The following is a 14870-nucleotide window of genomic DNA, read 5'->3' as shown; positions in this document are numbered from 1 at the left end:
GGATGAGATTCAGACAGATATCCCTGGTCTGGGCCGCAGTCCTGGCTCTCACAAGCAGCGCAGTACTGCCTGCTTACGGGATGGCAGGGCCTAATGAAACAGAGACAGGGAGTTTCTATACAGAACAGTACCAGGGAGAGGGCAGCTCTCCGGTCTCCATGGAGGTTTCCTACGGCTATGAGGAAAATGCCAAAAGCGGCCGCTATGTGCCGGTGAGCGTGACCTTAAACAGCCAGTCAGAGGAACCTTTTTCAGGAACGCTGCGGATTACGGCGATGGAATCGGATTACGATATTTATGAATACGATTATCCCCTTTCCCTGGCCCCTTCCGGCTCCTTAGAAGAGTCCTTGGACATTCCCGTAGGCCGGGCTGATGTTCTTTATGTGAAGCTTTTGGACTCCCAGAACAGGGAGCTGCTTCGCAAGCGCTTAAAGATGAATGTGAGCCTGGATACGGCAGAGCTGTTTGTGGGCATTCTTTCTGACAATCCCCAGGAGCTCGATTATATGGAAGGCGTTGGAGTCAATTACAGCTCCGTCCGGATCAAGACCTTTGAGATGGACACAGAGAAGATGCCGGATAACGCCATCGGGCTGGACCTTCTGGATGTGCTGGTCATTACGGACTACGACACCAGAAGGCTGTCAGGGGATCAGGTTTCCTCTGTCTGGGAATGGGTGAAGGGGGGAGGAACCCTGCTGATCGGAACCGGAGCCAGGGCTGACGATACCCTTTTTGCCTTCCGTTCCTCTCTTCTTGAGGAGCCTTACGCCCCGCCTGCACAAAAAGCGGTGGACATGGGAGTGGAGTATGCGGTCAACGGCCCCGGCGATTCCTTTATGAATCTCATATGCACCAATGTGACCTTAAGCGGAGGCACGGAAGTGCTGTCCAATGACGAGTTTCCCGTCCTCACCTCTGTGGTAAAAGGAAAGGGAAGTGTGGGAGTGGCTGCTTATGACTTCATCGATATCGCAGAGTTCTGCCGGGTTCAGCGTTCTTATGTGGATAAACTTTTCACCGCATTTTTAGGAGAGAACCGGTTGAATAACCTTTCATCTTACCTCTACAGCGGCAATTCCAGCCAGTACTGGTCGGTCCAGAACATCCTCAATACAGGGGATACGGAAAAGCTGCCCGACCTGCCCATCTATGCGGTGGTGATCCTGGGCTATTTAGCTGTCGCAGGGCCCGGTCTTTACCTCTTTTTAAAGAGGCGGGAGCAGAGAACCTTTTACCGGATGGCAGTGGTGGGAGTGTCCCTGACCTTTACCGCGGTGGTGTATTTGATGGGAGCGAAAACCAGGTTTAAGGATACCTTTTTTAACTATGCCACCATTCTGGATACGACAGAAGACTATGTGGATGAGTATACCTCCATCAATATAAGAACGCCTTATAATAAGGCTTACACCATTTCCTTAGACCCCTCCTATGACCTTTTGCCCATTACCAGAAGCAACACCTACGAAGGGACTCCGGTGCCTAAGTTTACGGGAAATGAGGATTACAAGGTCAGGGTCTTCTACGGAGAGGATGAGACCAAAATCTCGGTTCAGAATGCCTCTGCCTTTGATCCAAAGTATTATTCCTTGAGAAAACGGACCCCCAACAAAGATAAGAAGGGGCTGGACGGGGATATTACCTTATTTGAGGGAAAAGTGTACGGAACCGTAACAAATGAATACCCGTTTCCGGTGGAGAGGGTGGGAATCCTCATGTACGGAAAGCTGGTTGCCATCGATGAACTGGAGCCGGGAGAGACCATGAAACTGGAGGGGATTCCCGTTGTCAATTACCCGGTTAACAGCCCGTTTTTGGTATCTGCCAGGGTGACGGGAAGCTATCAGTATCCCAAGGCGGATATTGAAGACCCGGCCTATATGCTGGCCCTTTCCAGAACCAATATACTGAGCTTTTATCTGGACCGTTTTTCCTCCTTTTATAATCAGGAGGCCAGGGTCGTGGCGTTTGGCAGGGATAAGACGGAAAACCGTTTTCTCGCCGGAGGAGAGTATGAAACCTACGGCATGTCCATGTTCACCTCCACCATTGACGTGAAGACCACAAAGGGTGGAAAGGTTTCCCGCTCTGCTCTCATGAAGCCTCCGACGGCGGTGAACGGGCAGTATTATGCGGATTCCAACTCCATTTACGGAATTGATCCGGTGTCCTTAGAGTATTCCCTTGGAAATGATTTAGAGGTGGAAGAGCTGTTCTTTGAAGAGCCTTCTGAGGAATTCTTAAACAGCGAAGGCCTGTATTTTACCAATATTTTTAAAGGAAGCATTCATTTCTATAACCACGACACCGGAAACTACGATGTGATGAGCCCGGATAAGAAGGTTTACCATGGAAGTGAGCTGACGCCATACTTGTCTCCCGGCAACACGCTGACAGTCAAATACGTCTGTGACAGCACGTCGGAAAACAACTGGTATGTAACTCTGCCCATGCTGAGTGTCACAGGAAGGGATAAATAATGCTGGAAATTAAGGATTTAAGAAAGAGCTTTGGCAAATTCCACGCCTTAAACGGCCTGGATATCCATATTCCCCAGGGGGCCCTCTACGGTTTTGTAGGGCCCAATGGGGCGGGGAAGACGACTACCATCAAGATCATGACCGGACTTTTAGTTGCAGACGGAGGAAAGGTGGTCATTGACGGGACGGATGTGTCTGACGGTTCCCATGAATTAAAGCTTAAAATCGGCTATGTGCCGGACTTTTTCGGAGTTTATGACAATTTAAAGGTCTATGAATACATGGAGTTTTTTGCCTCCTGCTACGGGATCAGCGGCTTAAAGGCCAGAACCCGGTACATGACCCTTTTGGAGCAGGTGGGGCTGGAAGATAAGGTGAATTTTTATGTGGACAGTCTTTCCAGAGGAATGAAGCAGCGCCTCTGTCTGGCGAGAGCCCTCATTCACGACCCACTCCTTCTGGTTTTAGATGAACCGGCTTCCGGCTTAGACCCCAGAACCAGGTTTGAATTCAAGGAGATTTTAAAGGAGCTGCGGGAGCAGGGGAAAACCATTTTTATCAGTTCCCACGTTCTGTCGGAGCTGTCTGAGATGTGTACGGACATCGGAATCATTGACCAGGGAAAGATGGTCTTAAGCGGAAGCATGGACGACATCCTGCGCCGGGTCAACGCTTCCAACCCCCTGATCATTTCCGTTTTGGGAAATAAGGAGCGGGCTCTGACCATTTTAAAGAGCAGGCCCTGTGTCCAGACCATTGCGGTGAAGGAAGGAGATATCCGGGTGAACTTCATCGGCGATGAACAGGAGGAAGCCCTTCTCCTGCAGGGTCTGGTGGATGCAGAAGTGCCTGTGCACCGGTTTTACAGGGAGCCGGGAAATCTGGAATCCCTGTTCATGCAGATTACGGATCACGATAAAGAAAAGGCGGTGCTTGTTCATGAAAATGAATCCGGTTTATAAACGGGAAACAACGGTCAGCGCCAGAAGCTTCCGCCTGGCCCTGATTCTCATGCTTTTTAACGGAGTTCTGGCTCTGGTGGTCATGCTGAATATGTACTCGGTTTTAGAGCGGGTGAAGCTAACTGCTGAAATCCAGTACTCTTCTTTTACCAATTTATATGTATTTGTGGCAGTGGTGGAATTCGTCATGCTGATGTTCATCATGCCTGCCCTGACCTCTGCAAGCATCAGCGGGGAACGGGAGCGCCAGACGTTAGACCTTCTCCTCACAACGGTTATGAAGCCCTGGGAAATCATCTGGGGAAAGCTGACCTCTTCCTTTGCCACCATGTTTTTACTCATCCTCTCCAGCTTTCCTCTGCTGGCCGTATCCTTTGTATACGGAGGCGTGATGGTTTATGACGTCTTCCTTCTGCTTTTATGCTATCTGGCCGTGGCTCTTTTGTGCGGCAGCATGGGAATCTGTTTTTCTTCCCTGTTTAAGCGGTCCACCATTGCCACGGTGGTGAGCTATGGAGTGCTGATCATCATTGCGGCAGGCACCTATGCGGTCAATGTGTTTGCACTGTCCATAGCCAGAATGAACATGACCAATACCTACGCCTTATCTGCCAGCGGAATGGCTGATCAGGCTAATACAGGCGGCTTTTTATACCTGCTTCTCATCAATCCTGTGGCCACCTTTTATGTGATGATAAACAGGCAGACAGGGGATAACCAGGTGCTCAAAAGCTTAAACAACGTATTCGGGCCCCATCCGGAAAGCTTTGTGCTGGACAACTGGGTGGTGCTCAGCATCTTCATCCAGCTTCTGCTGGCCGCCATCTTCCTTTTTGCAGCAATAAGGGCCATCAGCCCAGGAAAAGGAATACGGAAAATAAAATAACAAGGGAGATTTTTATGCTTACAATCGGCTGTCATCTGTCTTCGGCAAAGGGCTATCTGGCTATGGGCAAAGAGGCTGTGAAGATCGATGCCAATACATTTCAGTTTTTTACCAGAAACCCCAGAGGAACCAGGGCTAAGGCAATGAATCCGGAGGATGTGAAACGCTATCTGGAATTTGCAAAGGACCATGGAATCAGCCGGATTCTGGCCCATGCCCCCTATACCTTAAACGGCTGCTCTGCCGATGAACACTTAAGAGAACTGGCTGCAGAGACCATGAGAGATGATCTGGAGCGTTTGGAATACACGCCCGGAAACTGCTATAATTTCCACCCCGGAAGCCATGTGGGTCAGGGAGCTGAGATGGGAATCGGCTATATTGCGGATATGCTCAATCAGGTTCTGACACCGGAGCTTCATACCACAGTGCTGCTGGAAACCATGTCGGGAAAGGGCAGTGAGGTGGGGCGGGAGTTTGAAGAGCTGAGAGAGATTCTTGACCGGGTGGAGAGAAGCGACCAGATGGGAGTCTGTTTGGATACCTGCCACGTGTGGGACGGGGGATATGATATTGCCGGGGATTTGGACGGCGTATTAAACCGGTTTGACCGGGTGATCGGCCTTTCCCGGTTAAAAGCCATTCATTTAAATGACAGCCAGAACCCCTTAGGAGCCCACAAGGACCGCCATGCAAAAATCGGAGAAGGGTTTATTGGCTTTGAAGCTTTAAAGCGGGTGGTGTCCCATCCTGCATTAAAAGACCTTCCCTTTTATCTGGAAACTCCCAATGAACTGGACGGATACGCCAGGGAGATTGCCATGATGAGGGAAGGCCTATAAAAAGGTTCATGATGCTGCGTCAGCTTCCGCCTGTTCCGTGTGAAAAGGTGCGGAAGCTTTTTTCTTTCATCAGGCTTTCTAAAATTCTGATGGCTTCCTGCTCATCTGCAAGCTTTATCATAGGCCATTGGATGTCTTCTTCCTGGCATATGACGGTAATTTCCCATTGTCTGCCTTCTTTGCATAGAAAGGAAATCTCCTCTGTTCCTGTTTTCCCCCCATTCAAAGGTCTCAATGCGAGGGTTTGGGAGGGGGAGAGGGAGTCAAGGGCTGCTCTGGCATCCTCGTATGTAAAATTAGAGGTTGGAATTCCATCTGGCTTTATGAGAGAAAAGACTGTGTCAGGAGAAAGAGCCATCATGTCCGCTCTGTTAAGCCCATCCATGAGAAAGGCCGTAAAAGCCAGTATACCACCTGTTACAATGTTGGACAGGATCTTTTTTAAATATTCTTCCGCCTTGTCCCTGTCTTCTCTTCGAGGGAGGGTAACTGACCAGTCATTTCCGGCATCGTCAATGCAGACCAGGATGTTATCCTTTTTATCCTCATCAAAGGAAAACATACCCCTGATGCGGGAAAGGCGCATGGCCTCCGATCCGAGAATCCACTCTCTTCCAATGAAGATTCCGCCAAAAGAGTGGTGGCCCCGATCCATATCTGTGTCAATGGAACGGAGTATATCGGAAAAGCTTTCCCAGTCTCTGGCCTGCGAAACAATGGAGATTCCCAGGAGGGTGTGCCTGGGCATCATCTGCCATGCGCTTTTGGCTGCCTGAAACAGACAGAGTGCTCCTATGATGAAAAAGATGGCGGCAAAGGAGAGGGGAAGCCATTTCTGCGCAGCAGGATATTTCTTTGTGATGGTCACAAGCAGCAGGTTCACCAGCCGGATGAGACCGTGCTCCCCTGGGAGAGAGGAATTTAACCCTCCGGTTATGGCTATGAACCCTGGGGGAAGGACAATGGCTGCCAGCAAAAGGCGGCGCCAGAGAAGGCGAAAAGCCAGGTTTGCCTGGCCTTTTAATATAGTTGTTGTAAGGGACATAATTACACCTCTGTGATTTATTATTTGATGCGCTTCCAGCGCTTAAGCAGGCCGCCCTGCCTGTAGTGCTTCATCTTTTCAATGGCCTCCGGCCAGCCTTCTTCTGCCAGGATGCTGAAATAATATCCGGCATTGTGTTCTTTCACAGGCACGCCCAGACCGTTTTCATAAGCATCTCCTAAATCCCAGAAAAGCTGCAGCACATCTTCTTTCCAGTCGAATTGGGATTCTTCCAGCATCTCCTGATCTTCTCCCTTTCCGGGGAAGTTGTAATCGAGAGCAGCGTATAACAGGTCCGTTCCCCCGTCTTCGTCCTTTTTTACGCCAAGGCCGTAGAGCAGGCAATGTCCCTTCCACATCTTTGCGAGTTCGCAGATGGGGTTTGTTTCATCCCCGCCGTCCTCTTCCTCTTCTGCCGCCTGGGAAAACCAGTGATACGCCTGGGCTTCATCCTTTGGAACAAACTTACCCCATAAATTCAGTTTTCCCAGACGGAGCTGGCAGGCCTGCATTCCCTGTTTTGCCCCCACTTCATAGGCGGCCAGGGCTTTTTCCGGGCTTGCTTCTATGCCCATCCCATGCTCATACTGAAAGCCCATATCATACAGGGCCTTGATGTCTCCGGCTTCTGCCAGACGTTCATACCAGCGAAAGGCCTCCTTATACCGTTCTTCCTCGAAAAGCCGGTCTGCAAGCAGCTCCTGCCAAAAGGGGTCGCCCTTTTCAGCAGCGAGCTTCATAGCTTCTTCCAGCTTCTTTTCCTCTCCCAAAGAGCTGTATAAGTCAGATAAGTTGACCAGAGCCAGGGTCAGGCCGCCTTTCAGCGCCTTTTCCAGCCAAAACAGGGCTCCGGGAATTCGTTCATCCAAAGCATCATCCGGATCCTGAAATGATTCTGTCAGCAGATACCCGCCCCAGAAGTAACACAGTCCCATGATGTACTGGCAGAAGACGTGGCCGCCCTCCGCCTTTTCCCGGACTTCTTTGGCTGCCTGCATACACGCCTCCCGACCGGCGATCTTAAAGGTCTTTTTTGCCAGCTTTTCAAACTGAAGCATGGTCAGCAGGCCGCAGGCGCTGCCAAGCTCCCGGCTTTTTTGAAGAAGCTCAAAGGCGGTATCCCTGTCTTCTTCCAGTCCGTTGACGCCAAAATAAGTGCGGGCCAGAAAACAGTATGCATCTTTGTCCCCTTCCTTTGCCGCTTCTAAAAGCAGCCGTCTGCCCTCCAGAGCCTTTTCTTTGTCAAACTGCATCCATACAAGGCGTATGCCTTCTTCCACATTGCCTGAAAAATACTCACTCATATCAATTCCCCCTTTGATAAAAATTTATCTATTATAAATTATATCGTCTTCGGGGAAAGAAAAATAAAGCTGTTTCGAAAAATCCTTCCGGGGGACAGTATAGTCAAGGGCATTATTATATAGTATAATAAAGAAAATTAAAATTGATGGAGGAGGAAATAACATGGGAATTATAAAAGCGATTACCAGTGCCGTAGGCGGTTCACTGGCGGACCAGTGGTTAGAGGTTATAGAAGCCGGAAATATGGGAGATCAGACGGTGTTCACCAGCGGGGTGAAGATTCGCAAGGGGTCTAATGTAAAGGGAACCGACAATACGGTGTCAGACGGCTCCGTCATCCATGTTTACCCCAATCAGTTCATGATTCTGGTGGATGGAGGAAGGGTCATTGATTATACGGGAGAGCCGGGATATTTTACAGTGAAGAATTCTTCCATGCCTTCCCTTTTTAACGGCCAGTTTGAAGAGGCGTTAAGGGAATCCTTTGACCGCATACGCTACGGCGGACAGACTCCCACATCCCAGAAGGTATATTTTATCAATCTTCAGGAAATTAAGGGAATCAAGTTCGGGACTCCCAATCCCATTAACTATTTTGACCAGTTTTACAATGCGGAGCTGTTTTTGCGGGCTCACGGAACGTATTCCATCAAGGTGACTGATCCGCTTTTATTCTATGGGGAAGTGATTCCTAAAAATGCTTCCAAAGTGGAAGTGGATGATATCAATGCCCAGTATTTATCCGAGTTCCTGGAAGCTCTTCAGTCTTCCGTGAACCAGATGTCCGCCGACGGCATACGGATTTCCCATGTGTCTTCCAAGGGAAGAGAGCTGGGACAGTATATGGCCAATGTGCTGGATGAGCAGTGGAAATCTGGAAGAGGAATGGAAATCCAGTCCGTAGGAATTGCCAGCATTTCCTATGATGACGAATCCAAGCAGCTTATCAACATGAGAAACCAGGGCGCCATGCTGGGCGATCCCGGTGTCCGGGAAGGTTATGTCCAGGGCGCCATTGCCAGAGGATTAGAGGCCGCGGGAAGCAATACGGGCGGTTCTATGGCAGGATTTATGGGAATGAACATGGGGATGAATACAGGCGGCGGATTTATGGGAGCAGCTTCAAGCGCCAACCAGCAGCAGATGCAGAGAAACCAGGCAGGGCAGATGAATTCCCAGCCAGGGGCTGTACAGGCAAATCCGGCTGGATCAGGAGAGGGGACCTGGACCTGCGGCTGCGGAAGCGCAAACAAGGGGAAATTCTGCTCAGAATGCGGAAATCCCAAGCCCTCTGATACCTGGACCTGCCAATGCGGAGCTGAAAACAAGGGGAAATTCTGTGCTGAATGCGGAAAGCCAAGAGTATGAGTGATGTTTTAACTTATAAATGTTCAAACTGCGGAGGCCCCCTCAAGTTTGATCCGGAAAAGCAGAAGTATGCCTGTGAATACTGTTTGTCCCAGTTCACCCAGGAAGAAGTGGCTTCAGGGGAGAAAGAGGCGCCAAAGGCAGAAAAAGGGGGCGGCGAGCCATTTCTTTACAACTGTTCAAGCTGCGGCGCGGAAATCGTCACAGACGGGACCACTGCGGCCACATTTTGCTATTACTGCCACAACCCGGTCATTTTGTCAGGCCGGCTTTCCGGAGAATACAATCCGGATTATGTGGTTCCCTTTGCCATTGAAAAGGAAAAGGCGGAGGACATCTTCCGCATGTGGATGAAAAAGAAACGGTTTGTGCCAAAGAGTTTTTACAGCCAGGATCAGATTGAAAAGATTTCCGGCGTCTATTTTCCCTACATGCTCTATAGCTGCCGGGCAGAAGGGCGTTTAAATGCCAGTGCGGACCGGGTGCGGGTGTGGGTCAGCGGAAACCAGCGGTATACGGAGACTCAGACCTTTGAAGTCCGCAGGGAGGGCTCCATGCCAGTGAAATTCGTGCCCCGAAATGCTTTAAAAAAGGCGAACAGGGAACTGGTGGAAGGGGTTCTGCCTTATGAAACGGAAAAGATGAAGAAGTTTTCCATGCCATACCTTTCCGGATTCCTGGCAGAGCGCAGGGATATGGGAGAGCAGGAGTTTAACGAAGAGGTAAAGGCGGAAGTGCGGTCCTTTGCCCAGGATTCCTTAAGAAACAGCATCACTTCCTATGACTCCGTAAGGATTGAAAGCAATGATATCCGTCTGGAGGATGAAGCCTGGGAGTACGCTCTTTTGCCGGTCTGGGCTCTTACTTATCGGGATGAAGGCAGGGATGAGATGTATTACTTCACCATAAACGGGCAGACGGGAAAAGTCTGCGGCAAGCTGCCGGTGGATAAAGGCAAGCTGTCCCTTCTGTTTGCGGAAATATTTGTTCCCATATTGATTGTCTTGCTGATTGTGGGGTATCTGATATGATGAAGATAAAACGGTTGTGCAGGGGATTTTTGCCGGGAACCGCTTTTCTGGCTGTGTTTTTTCTCCTTCTGTCAGTTTTTTGCTGGAACGTACAGTCCTTTGCCGGAAACCAGAAGTCGGGAAACAGTTCTGACGAGCAGCGGGTATTTGATGGGGCGGGGCTGTTTTCTGAGGGAGAGACAAAGTCCTTGGAGACACGGATACAGGCCCTGATCAAAGAGATGAACATGGATGTGGTGCTTGTGACCACGGATGATGCAGGCGGGAAGTCTGCGGAACAGTATGCGGAGGACTTTTACATTGACGGCCTGTATGGTGTGGGAAAGGACTACAACGGTGTGCTGTTTCTCATGGATATGGATAACCGGGAACTGTACATTCTTCCGGTAGGAGCCATGAACCGGTTTTTGACGGATAAACGGTGGAATGCCATTTTAGATGATGCTTATGATCAGATCGTCAATCTGGAATATGAAGCCTGTGCCAGAAGTTTTTTAGACGGTGTTGCCAAGTATTATAAGGCCGGAATTCCCGGAGGACAGTATAATTATGACAGGGACACGGGGAAAATAAGCGTTTACCGCAGCATCAAGTGGTATGAAGCCGGTCTGGCCCTTCTTGTGGCCTTGTTTGCAGCAGGGGTTACCTGCAGCGGCGTGGTCAGCCAGTATTCCATGAAAAAGGAGAGGGGCAGGGCCAGAAGCTCTCTTATGGCCTACCGGGCCAGCTCCCAGTTCCAGTATCAGAACAATGCCGATCATCTGCTTAACAAACGGGTGACCCATATGCCTATACCGAGAAACAACGGCGGAGGCGGAGGCCGGGGAGGCGGTGGATTTTCCTCAGGCGGGCGGAGCACGACCCATTCTTCCTCAGGCAGGACCATGGGAGGCGGTGGCCGGAAGTTTTGATCGGGATATGAAATTTGAAAACAGAGGAGAATAAGATTATGATTATTGCACAGGCAACCATGGAGGATGTTGAGGGAATCCTTTCTTTACTCAAAGCCAATCACATCAGTTATATCAGTGAAGAGGATAAGCCGGACGGTTTTGTGACAACTAATTTTACAGAGGCACAGCTTGAAGCGCTGATTATGAAGGAACGCGGCGTCACCATTGCAAAGGAAGATGGAAAGGTTCTCTCTTTTGCCATGGCGGCTTCCTGGGAGTTTTGGGAGGAGTGGCCTTTCTTTGCCAACATGATTGAAAAGCTGCCTGAATTTTCATTTGAGGGTCAGATATTGACCAGGGAAAATTCTTATCAGTACGGGCCGGTCTGCATTGATAAGTCTGTCAGAGGCACAGGATTGTTTGAGCAGGTGTTTTATGCTTCATTAGCCAGTATGAAAGAACGGTATCCCATTATGGTCACATTTGTCAACCATATTAACCAGCGTTCCTATGCAGCACATACAAAAAAGGTTCCCCTGTCCACCTTGGGAAGCTTTCAGTTCAATCAAAATAACTACTATATGATGGCGTGTTCCACGGCTTTGACGGGAAAGAATGTGTAAATCGGCAAAGGAGGAGGGTCAGTGGGCTGTGAACAGAGAAGCCTTTGTGACCGGTTATTCTCCTTTGCCGGGAGAATTGATATGACTTATAAGAAAACAGGGATTGGCTGGTGGATGGAAAGAGAGTTTTCCGTCACAATGCAGTCATAAGCCAGAATATGAACCCCTGCCTTAGCCGCAGCTTGAAGCGCATCTCCGAATTGGGGATGCGTTTTTATGTTAGGGGTGAAGGCTTCCATTTCCTTCATCTGGATGACGAATAATATATAAGCTTCATATCCTTCCTCATGTGCATGGATCAGCTCAGTCATGTGCTTGATGCCCCGTTCCGTAGGCGCATCGGGGAACATGGCAAGTCCGTTTTCTTCCAGAGTGACTCCCTTTACTTCCATAAATGCGGGAATTCGTTCAGGCTCCCGGCCTTCTTCCCCTGAGAATGTGAGCTGGAAGGATAAGTCAAACCGGGACTGGTCGTAAGTGACTTCCCGGCGGAGGCAATCCAGAACAGGGGTTTTTGATATTTCTCTGCCTGCTATAGGGTGAAAGGGAAGGGCCATATTTTCCTCCATGGATTTCAGCCATTCATAGGCTGCCTGGTTTGGAGCCTGGGAATCCATGTTGATGAGAAGGGGAGACTGTCCGTGTTCCCGTTCCTTCCACACGCCGATCAAAGAGTACTCCGTCTTCCTTCCAAGAACCCTGGCTTCCGGATGAAACTGCACCAATACCGAGACTCCCGGAAGAAGAAGCTCCCGGCATCGTCCCGTATTTTTTACGTGGCAGACAACCGTTTCTTCTCTGCCGTTTTCTGGTATTATCCGTATATGGGCAATAAACCGGTTAGGACGGCTTAAAAAGGTTCCTTTTAGCATGTTCTGGTATTCCATGGTTTTTGTAATCCTTTCTGGGTATATCTTATGTCTGCTTTTATCTGACCCTCAAAAGATGGGCTTAATGGCTGAATTCTCATTTACCATACCTTGGGATTTGCCTGTTAAATCACATAACGTCTAAGACGAACCCCATGAATATTTATTACATAATTTCTGATAGCATCCGGTACTAACTCATACAATACATTATCTATTTCCATCAGTGAAACGGCACCAACTGACTTTACTTCACAAATATGGCCATTAGACTCTAAAAGGTTTTTTACATCTTTCACACGTTCCTCATCGTTAGGAAACATCTTATCAGTTTCTATAAAAATAGACTCTTTTTTCTGGAAAATGGGTATTTTTGATACAACCCCCACGCCTGTCTGGGTTTGGCCTGAACTCTGTTTAAAGGTCAAAAAAGACTTCCAGCCGCGTATTATATCACCTTTTATATTGATTTCAAATAAGTCATGAACCAGTTGATTTTCTTTGGATATTTCTGGTATGTAATTCAATAGATGAACCATCTCATTCTGGGTAAACAATTTGATTAAATCACCGTTTTGCTTTAACAGCCACACTAAGTAAAATGCGGCATCAGATATAACACTTCCACCGAGTATCTCTGCTCTTATTGATTCGATTTCAGCATGATATTGCGTATAGGATGACCTGTATTCTCTGGATTTTATGTTTTCTGACCGAAAAGTGAAATCACATTCTAATAACGACGGTATCTCACTGATCAAAGAGGTATTTATCATTTCATCAATCAGCTCCTCTGCATATTGACCAATAACCTTTTGGGGCAAATTTTCTATAGCACTCACCCACCCAGCCAAGCTCCTGTTGTCTTCCTTTACTTTTAAAATTTCAAATGCAGTTTTTTCACTCGTTTTATCACAGGGGAACCCGCTCGTTATAAAATGATACCCTGTTTCTGTAAGTATCATTTTTTCATTCAATATAAAATCAAATAACTGGCTTATCAGTAAGCAGCGGTCCGCTAAGTGTGCATTAGAGGTTTTCCTGGATGATTCGAAGCCATTTAAGGCAATGAGTGCAAATCTTTCTTGCAAAGATAAGTGATTCATCTTGATTTATATTCCTTTCCCTTCGCCACAAGCGATACCTCAATGAAAAAGACTGAGCGAATTTCTATTTTTGATATTAAACGCATTTTACACCATACGAAACAATAATTCAATATTGAAAGGAGCCGGGTCTATGCAGACAGTCATCACATTCTTCACTATTTTAGCACTCTGGAGTCTGAATTCTTATTTCCGATGTTTTCTAAGGACTGTCCAACCTGATCCTGGAGAGAGGCATACTTGCTGACAGCAATGATCTGGGCGGCATAGATTCCGCTGTGCCCCGAAGCATAGTAGCTGATGAGGGCTGCAATCACATAATAAGGCATTGCATTGGTGCCGAATAATTCAATTCCAAGCATGACTGTGGTGATGGGGGCATTGGCGGCACAGCCAAATACGGCAATATAGCCCAGGGCGGCCAGAAGGGAGGGTTCCACATGGGAAGCCCGTCCGATCAAGCCTCCTAAAGAGGCTCCGATGTCAAACAGCGGCGTTGCTTCTCCGCCCTGAAACCCTGCGCCCAGGGATAAGACTGTCATGATGAATTTTAAAACAGGGTCAAGGAGAGTGACATTTCCTTCAAACCCTGCGCCTATCATCCAGGTGCTCAATCCATCGTATTTAATTCCCTGAAAAATGAACATGGCAGCTAATACAATCAGGCTTCCTGCTGCTGCCCGCAAAATGGGCCTTTTGATTTTCTTTGCATACAATTGCTTTAACTTGTGCACAGATTTTGCAAAAAGCTTCCCCACAAAGCCGAAGGCGCAGGAAGCGGCAATCACAATCACAAGGACATAAGGGCTTAAAGAAGGAATTGTTTTTATTTCATATACAGAATGAGAAACTCCTAAAGCCTGTGTCATATAATTGGCTGTAAATGAAGCCAAAAAGCAGGGGAGTATGGCCTCATAGCTCAATTTTCCCACGAAGCACATTTCCATGCCAAAGAAGGCCCCTGCTAAGGGAGTACCGAATACGGAACCGAACCCGGCACTGATTCCGGACATGACGAGAATCATATGGCTTTTTTTATCCAGTTTAAAGAGCCTGCTTAGACGGTTTGCAAAGGTTCCGCCGATCTGCACCGCAGTTCCTTCCCTGCCGACGGATGCCCCGGTGAGGTGGGACAGAGCAGTGAATAAAAAAGTCAGGACAGCCATGCGGAAAGGAACTTCAGCCTGTTTGTGCACGCTGTCAATGATTAAATTATTTCCCCTCTGGGAGTTCTTTCCAAGCTTGTGATACACCGCCGCCGTCAGCATTCCGGCAGCAGGGAGAAATGCGATAAAAATAAGGTGGTGCTCCCTTGTATCAGTCATCAGCTCCAGCAGCTTTAAAAACCCGGCTGAGGCCGTACCCATGAAAACGCCCAAAGCCATTGTCAGTAACAGAAATATGGATAAATTTTTAAATCTGGTCATAATTAACATCTCCTTGTTAAATTTTCC

13 protein-coding genes are annotated in these 14870 nt (G+C 48.4%); 8 read left to right on the top strand and 5 right to left on the bottom strand.

Features of this window, described 5'->3' with window-relative positions:
* Positions 1 to 2 precede the first annotated feature (2 nt).
* The 4 genes from QM657_RS04300 to QM657_RS04285 are packed head-to-tail and all read left to right on the top strand — an operon-like array spanning position 3 to position 5176.
* Entirely contained in the window at positions 3 to 2486 is a 2484-nt protein-coding gene (locus QM657_RS04300) for a hypothetical protein (RefSeq protein WP_415065316.1), read from the top strand.
* Entirely contained in the window at positions 2486 to 3448 is a 963-nt protein-coding gene (locus QM657_RS04295) for an ABC transporter ATP-binding protein (protein WP_415065315.1), read from the top strand. The genes QM657_RS04300 and QM657_RS04295 overlap by 1 nt, the downstream gene beginning before the upstream one ends.
* A complete protein-coding gene (locus tag QM657_RS04290) occupies positions 3426 to 4334 on the top strand; it encodes an ABC transporter permease (RefSeq protein WP_415065314.1) in 909 nt (302 codons plus the stop codon). Before QM657_RS04295 ends, QM657_RS04290 begins: the two co-directional genes overlap by 23 nt.
* A gap of 14 nt (positions 4335 to 4348) precedes the next feature.
* Positions 4349 to 5176, top strand: a complete 828-nt coding sequence (locus QM657_RS04285) for a deoxyribonuclease IV (RefSeq protein WP_415065313.1) — start codon at positions 4349 to 4351, stop codon at positions 5174 to 5176.
* A gap of 19 nt (positions 5177 to 5195) precedes the next feature.
* Here the strand turns inward: QM657_RS04285 and QM657_RS04280 are convergent, their stop codons facing one another.
* Together QM657_RS04280 and QM657_RS04275 are read right to left on the bottom strand one after the other, a co-directional pair.
* Positions 5196 to 6221 carry a hypothetical protein gene (locus tag QM657_RS04280; RefSeq protein WP_415065312.1) on the bottom strand — a complete coding sequence of 342 codons (1026 nt, stop codon included), beginning with the start codon at positions 6219 to 6221 and terminating at the stop codon, positions 5196 to 5198.
* 20 nt (positions 6222 to 6241) lie between these two features.
* Positions 6242 to 7525 carry a hypothetical protein gene (locus tag QM657_RS04275; protein WP_415065311.1) on the bottom strand — a complete coding sequence of 428 codons (1284 nt, stop codon included), beginning with the start codon at positions 7523 to 7525 and terminating at the stop codon, positions 6242 to 6244.
* A 163-nt stretch (positions 7526 to 7688) separates the two neighbouring features.
* Here QM657_RS04275 and QM657_RS04270 point away from each other — a divergent pair, with 163 nt between their 5' ends.
* Genes QM657_RS04270 through QM657_RS04255 form a run of 4 tightly spaced genes read left to right on the top strand, consistent with a single transcriptional unit; the run spans position 7689 to position 11441 of the window.
* Entirely contained in the window at positions 7689 to 8894 is a 1206-nt protein-coding gene (locus QM657_RS04270; RefSeq protein WP_415065310.1) for an SPFH domain-containing protein, read from the top strand.
* Positions 8891 to 9925 (top strand): TFIIB-type zinc ribbon-containing protein, encoded by a 1035-nt coding sequence (locus QM657_RS04265; RefSeq protein WP_415065309.1) that lies wholly within the window; start codon positions 8891 to 8893, stop codon positions 9923 to 9925. The genes QM657_RS04270 and QM657_RS04265 overlap by 4 nt, the downstream gene beginning before the upstream one ends.
* Positions 9922 to 10836 carry a TPM domain-containing protein gene (locus tag QM657_RS04260; protein WP_415065308.1) on the top strand — a complete coding sequence of 305 codons (915 nt, stop codon included), beginning with the start codon at positions 9922 to 9924 and terminating at the stop codon, positions 10834 to 10836. Before QM657_RS04265 ends, QM657_RS04260 begins: the two co-directional genes overlap by 4 nt.
* Positions 10837 to 10874: 38 nt before the next feature.
* The gene (locus QM657_RS04255; RefSeq protein ID WP_415065307.1) at positions 10875 to 11441 is read left to right on the top strand and encodes a hypothetical protein; all 567 of its coding nucleotides are present in this window, start codon (positions 10875 to 10877) and stop codon (positions 11439 to 11441) included.
* An 86-nt stretch (positions 11442 to 11527) separates the two neighbouring features.
* Here QM657_RS04255 and sfsA read toward each other — a convergent pair whose 3' ends face one another.
* The 3 genes from sfsA to QM657_RS04240 form a co-directional block, all read right to left on the bottom strand.
* Complete coding sequence (gene sfsA / locus QM657_RS04250; RefSeq protein WP_415065306.1) at positions 11528 to 12328, bottom strand: DNA/RNA nuclease SfsA; 801 nt, start codon at positions 12326 to 12328, stop codon at positions 11528 to 11530.
* A gap of 107 nt (positions 12329 to 12435) precedes the next feature.
* Entirely contained in the window at positions 12436 to 13416 is a 981-nt protein-coding gene (locus QM657_RS04245) for a hypothetical protein (RefSeq protein ID WP_415065305.1), read from the bottom strand.
* 158 nt (positions 13417 to 13574) lie between these two features.
* Complete coding sequence (locus QM657_RS04240) at positions 13575 to 14843, bottom strand: chloride channel protein (RefSeq protein WP_415065304.1); 1269 nt, start codon at positions 14841 to 14843, stop codon at positions 13575 to 13577.
* Between the last annotated feature and the right edge of the window lie 27 nt (positions 14844 to 14870).

Source organism: Lacrimispora sp. (genome assembly GCF_047605665.1).
In the GTDB taxonomy this organism is placed as follows: Bacteria; Bacillota; Clostridia; order Lachnospirales; family Lachnospiraceae; genus Lacrimispora.
Note: the sequence above shows the minus strand (reverse complement) of the source record. Positions and strands in the feature narration are given on the sequence as shown.

Excerpts from the sequence above, each read along its gene's own strand:
- QM657_RS04285 (WP_415065313.1), top strand. The coding sequence starts at position 4,349 with ATGCTTACAATCGGCTGTCATCTGTCTTCGGCAAAGGGCTATCTGGCT.
- QM657_RS04290 (WP_415065314.1), top strand. The coding sequence starts at position 3,426 with ATGAAAATGAATCCGGTTTATAAACGGGAAACAACGGTCAGCGCCAGA.
- QM657_RS04255 (WP_415065307.1), top strand. The coding sequence starts at position 10,875 with ATGATTATTGCACAGGCAACCATGGAGGATGTTGAGGGAATCCTTTCT.
- QM657_RS04240 (WP_415065304.1), bottom strand. The coding sequence starts at position 14,843 with ATGACCAGATTTAAAAATTTATCCATATTTCTGTTACTGACAATGGCT.
- QM657_RS04295 (WP_415065315.1), top strand. The coding sequence starts at position 2,486 with ATGCTGGAAATTAAGGATTTAAGAAAGAGCTTTGGCAAATTCCACGCC.
- QM657_RS04260 (WP_415065308.1), top strand. The coding sequence starts at position 9,922 with ATGATGAAGATAAAACGGTTGTGCAGGGGATTTTTGCCGGGAACCGCT.
- sfsA (WP_415065306.1), bottom strand. The coding sequence starts at position 12,328 with ATGGAATACCAGAACATGCTAAAAGGAACCTTTTTAAGCCGTCCTAAC.
- QM657_RS04265 (WP_415065309.1), top strand. The coding sequence starts at position 8,891 with ATGAGTGATGTTTTAACTTATAAATGTTCAAACTGCGGAGGCCCCCTC.
- QM657_RS04270 (WP_415065310.1), top strand. The coding sequence starts at position 7,689 with ATGGGAATTATAAAAGCGATTACCAGTGCCGTAGGCGGTTCACTGGCG.
- QM657_RS04275 (WP_415065311.1), bottom strand. The coding sequence starts at position 7,525 with ATGAGTGAGTATTTTTCAGGCAATGTGGAAGAAGGCATACGCCTTGTA.
- QM657_RS04300 (WP_415065316.1), top strand. The coding sequence starts at position 3 with ATGAGATTCAGACAGATATCCCTGGTCTGGGCCGCAGTCCTGGCTCTC.
- QM657_RS04245 (WP_415065305.1), bottom strand. The coding sequence starts at position 13,416 with ATGAATCACTTATCTTTGCAAGAAAGATTTGCACTCATTGCCTTAAAT.
- QM657_RS04280 (WP_415065312.1), bottom strand. The coding sequence starts at position 6,221 with ATGTCCCTTACAACAACTATATTAAAAGGCCAGGCAAACCTGGCTTTT.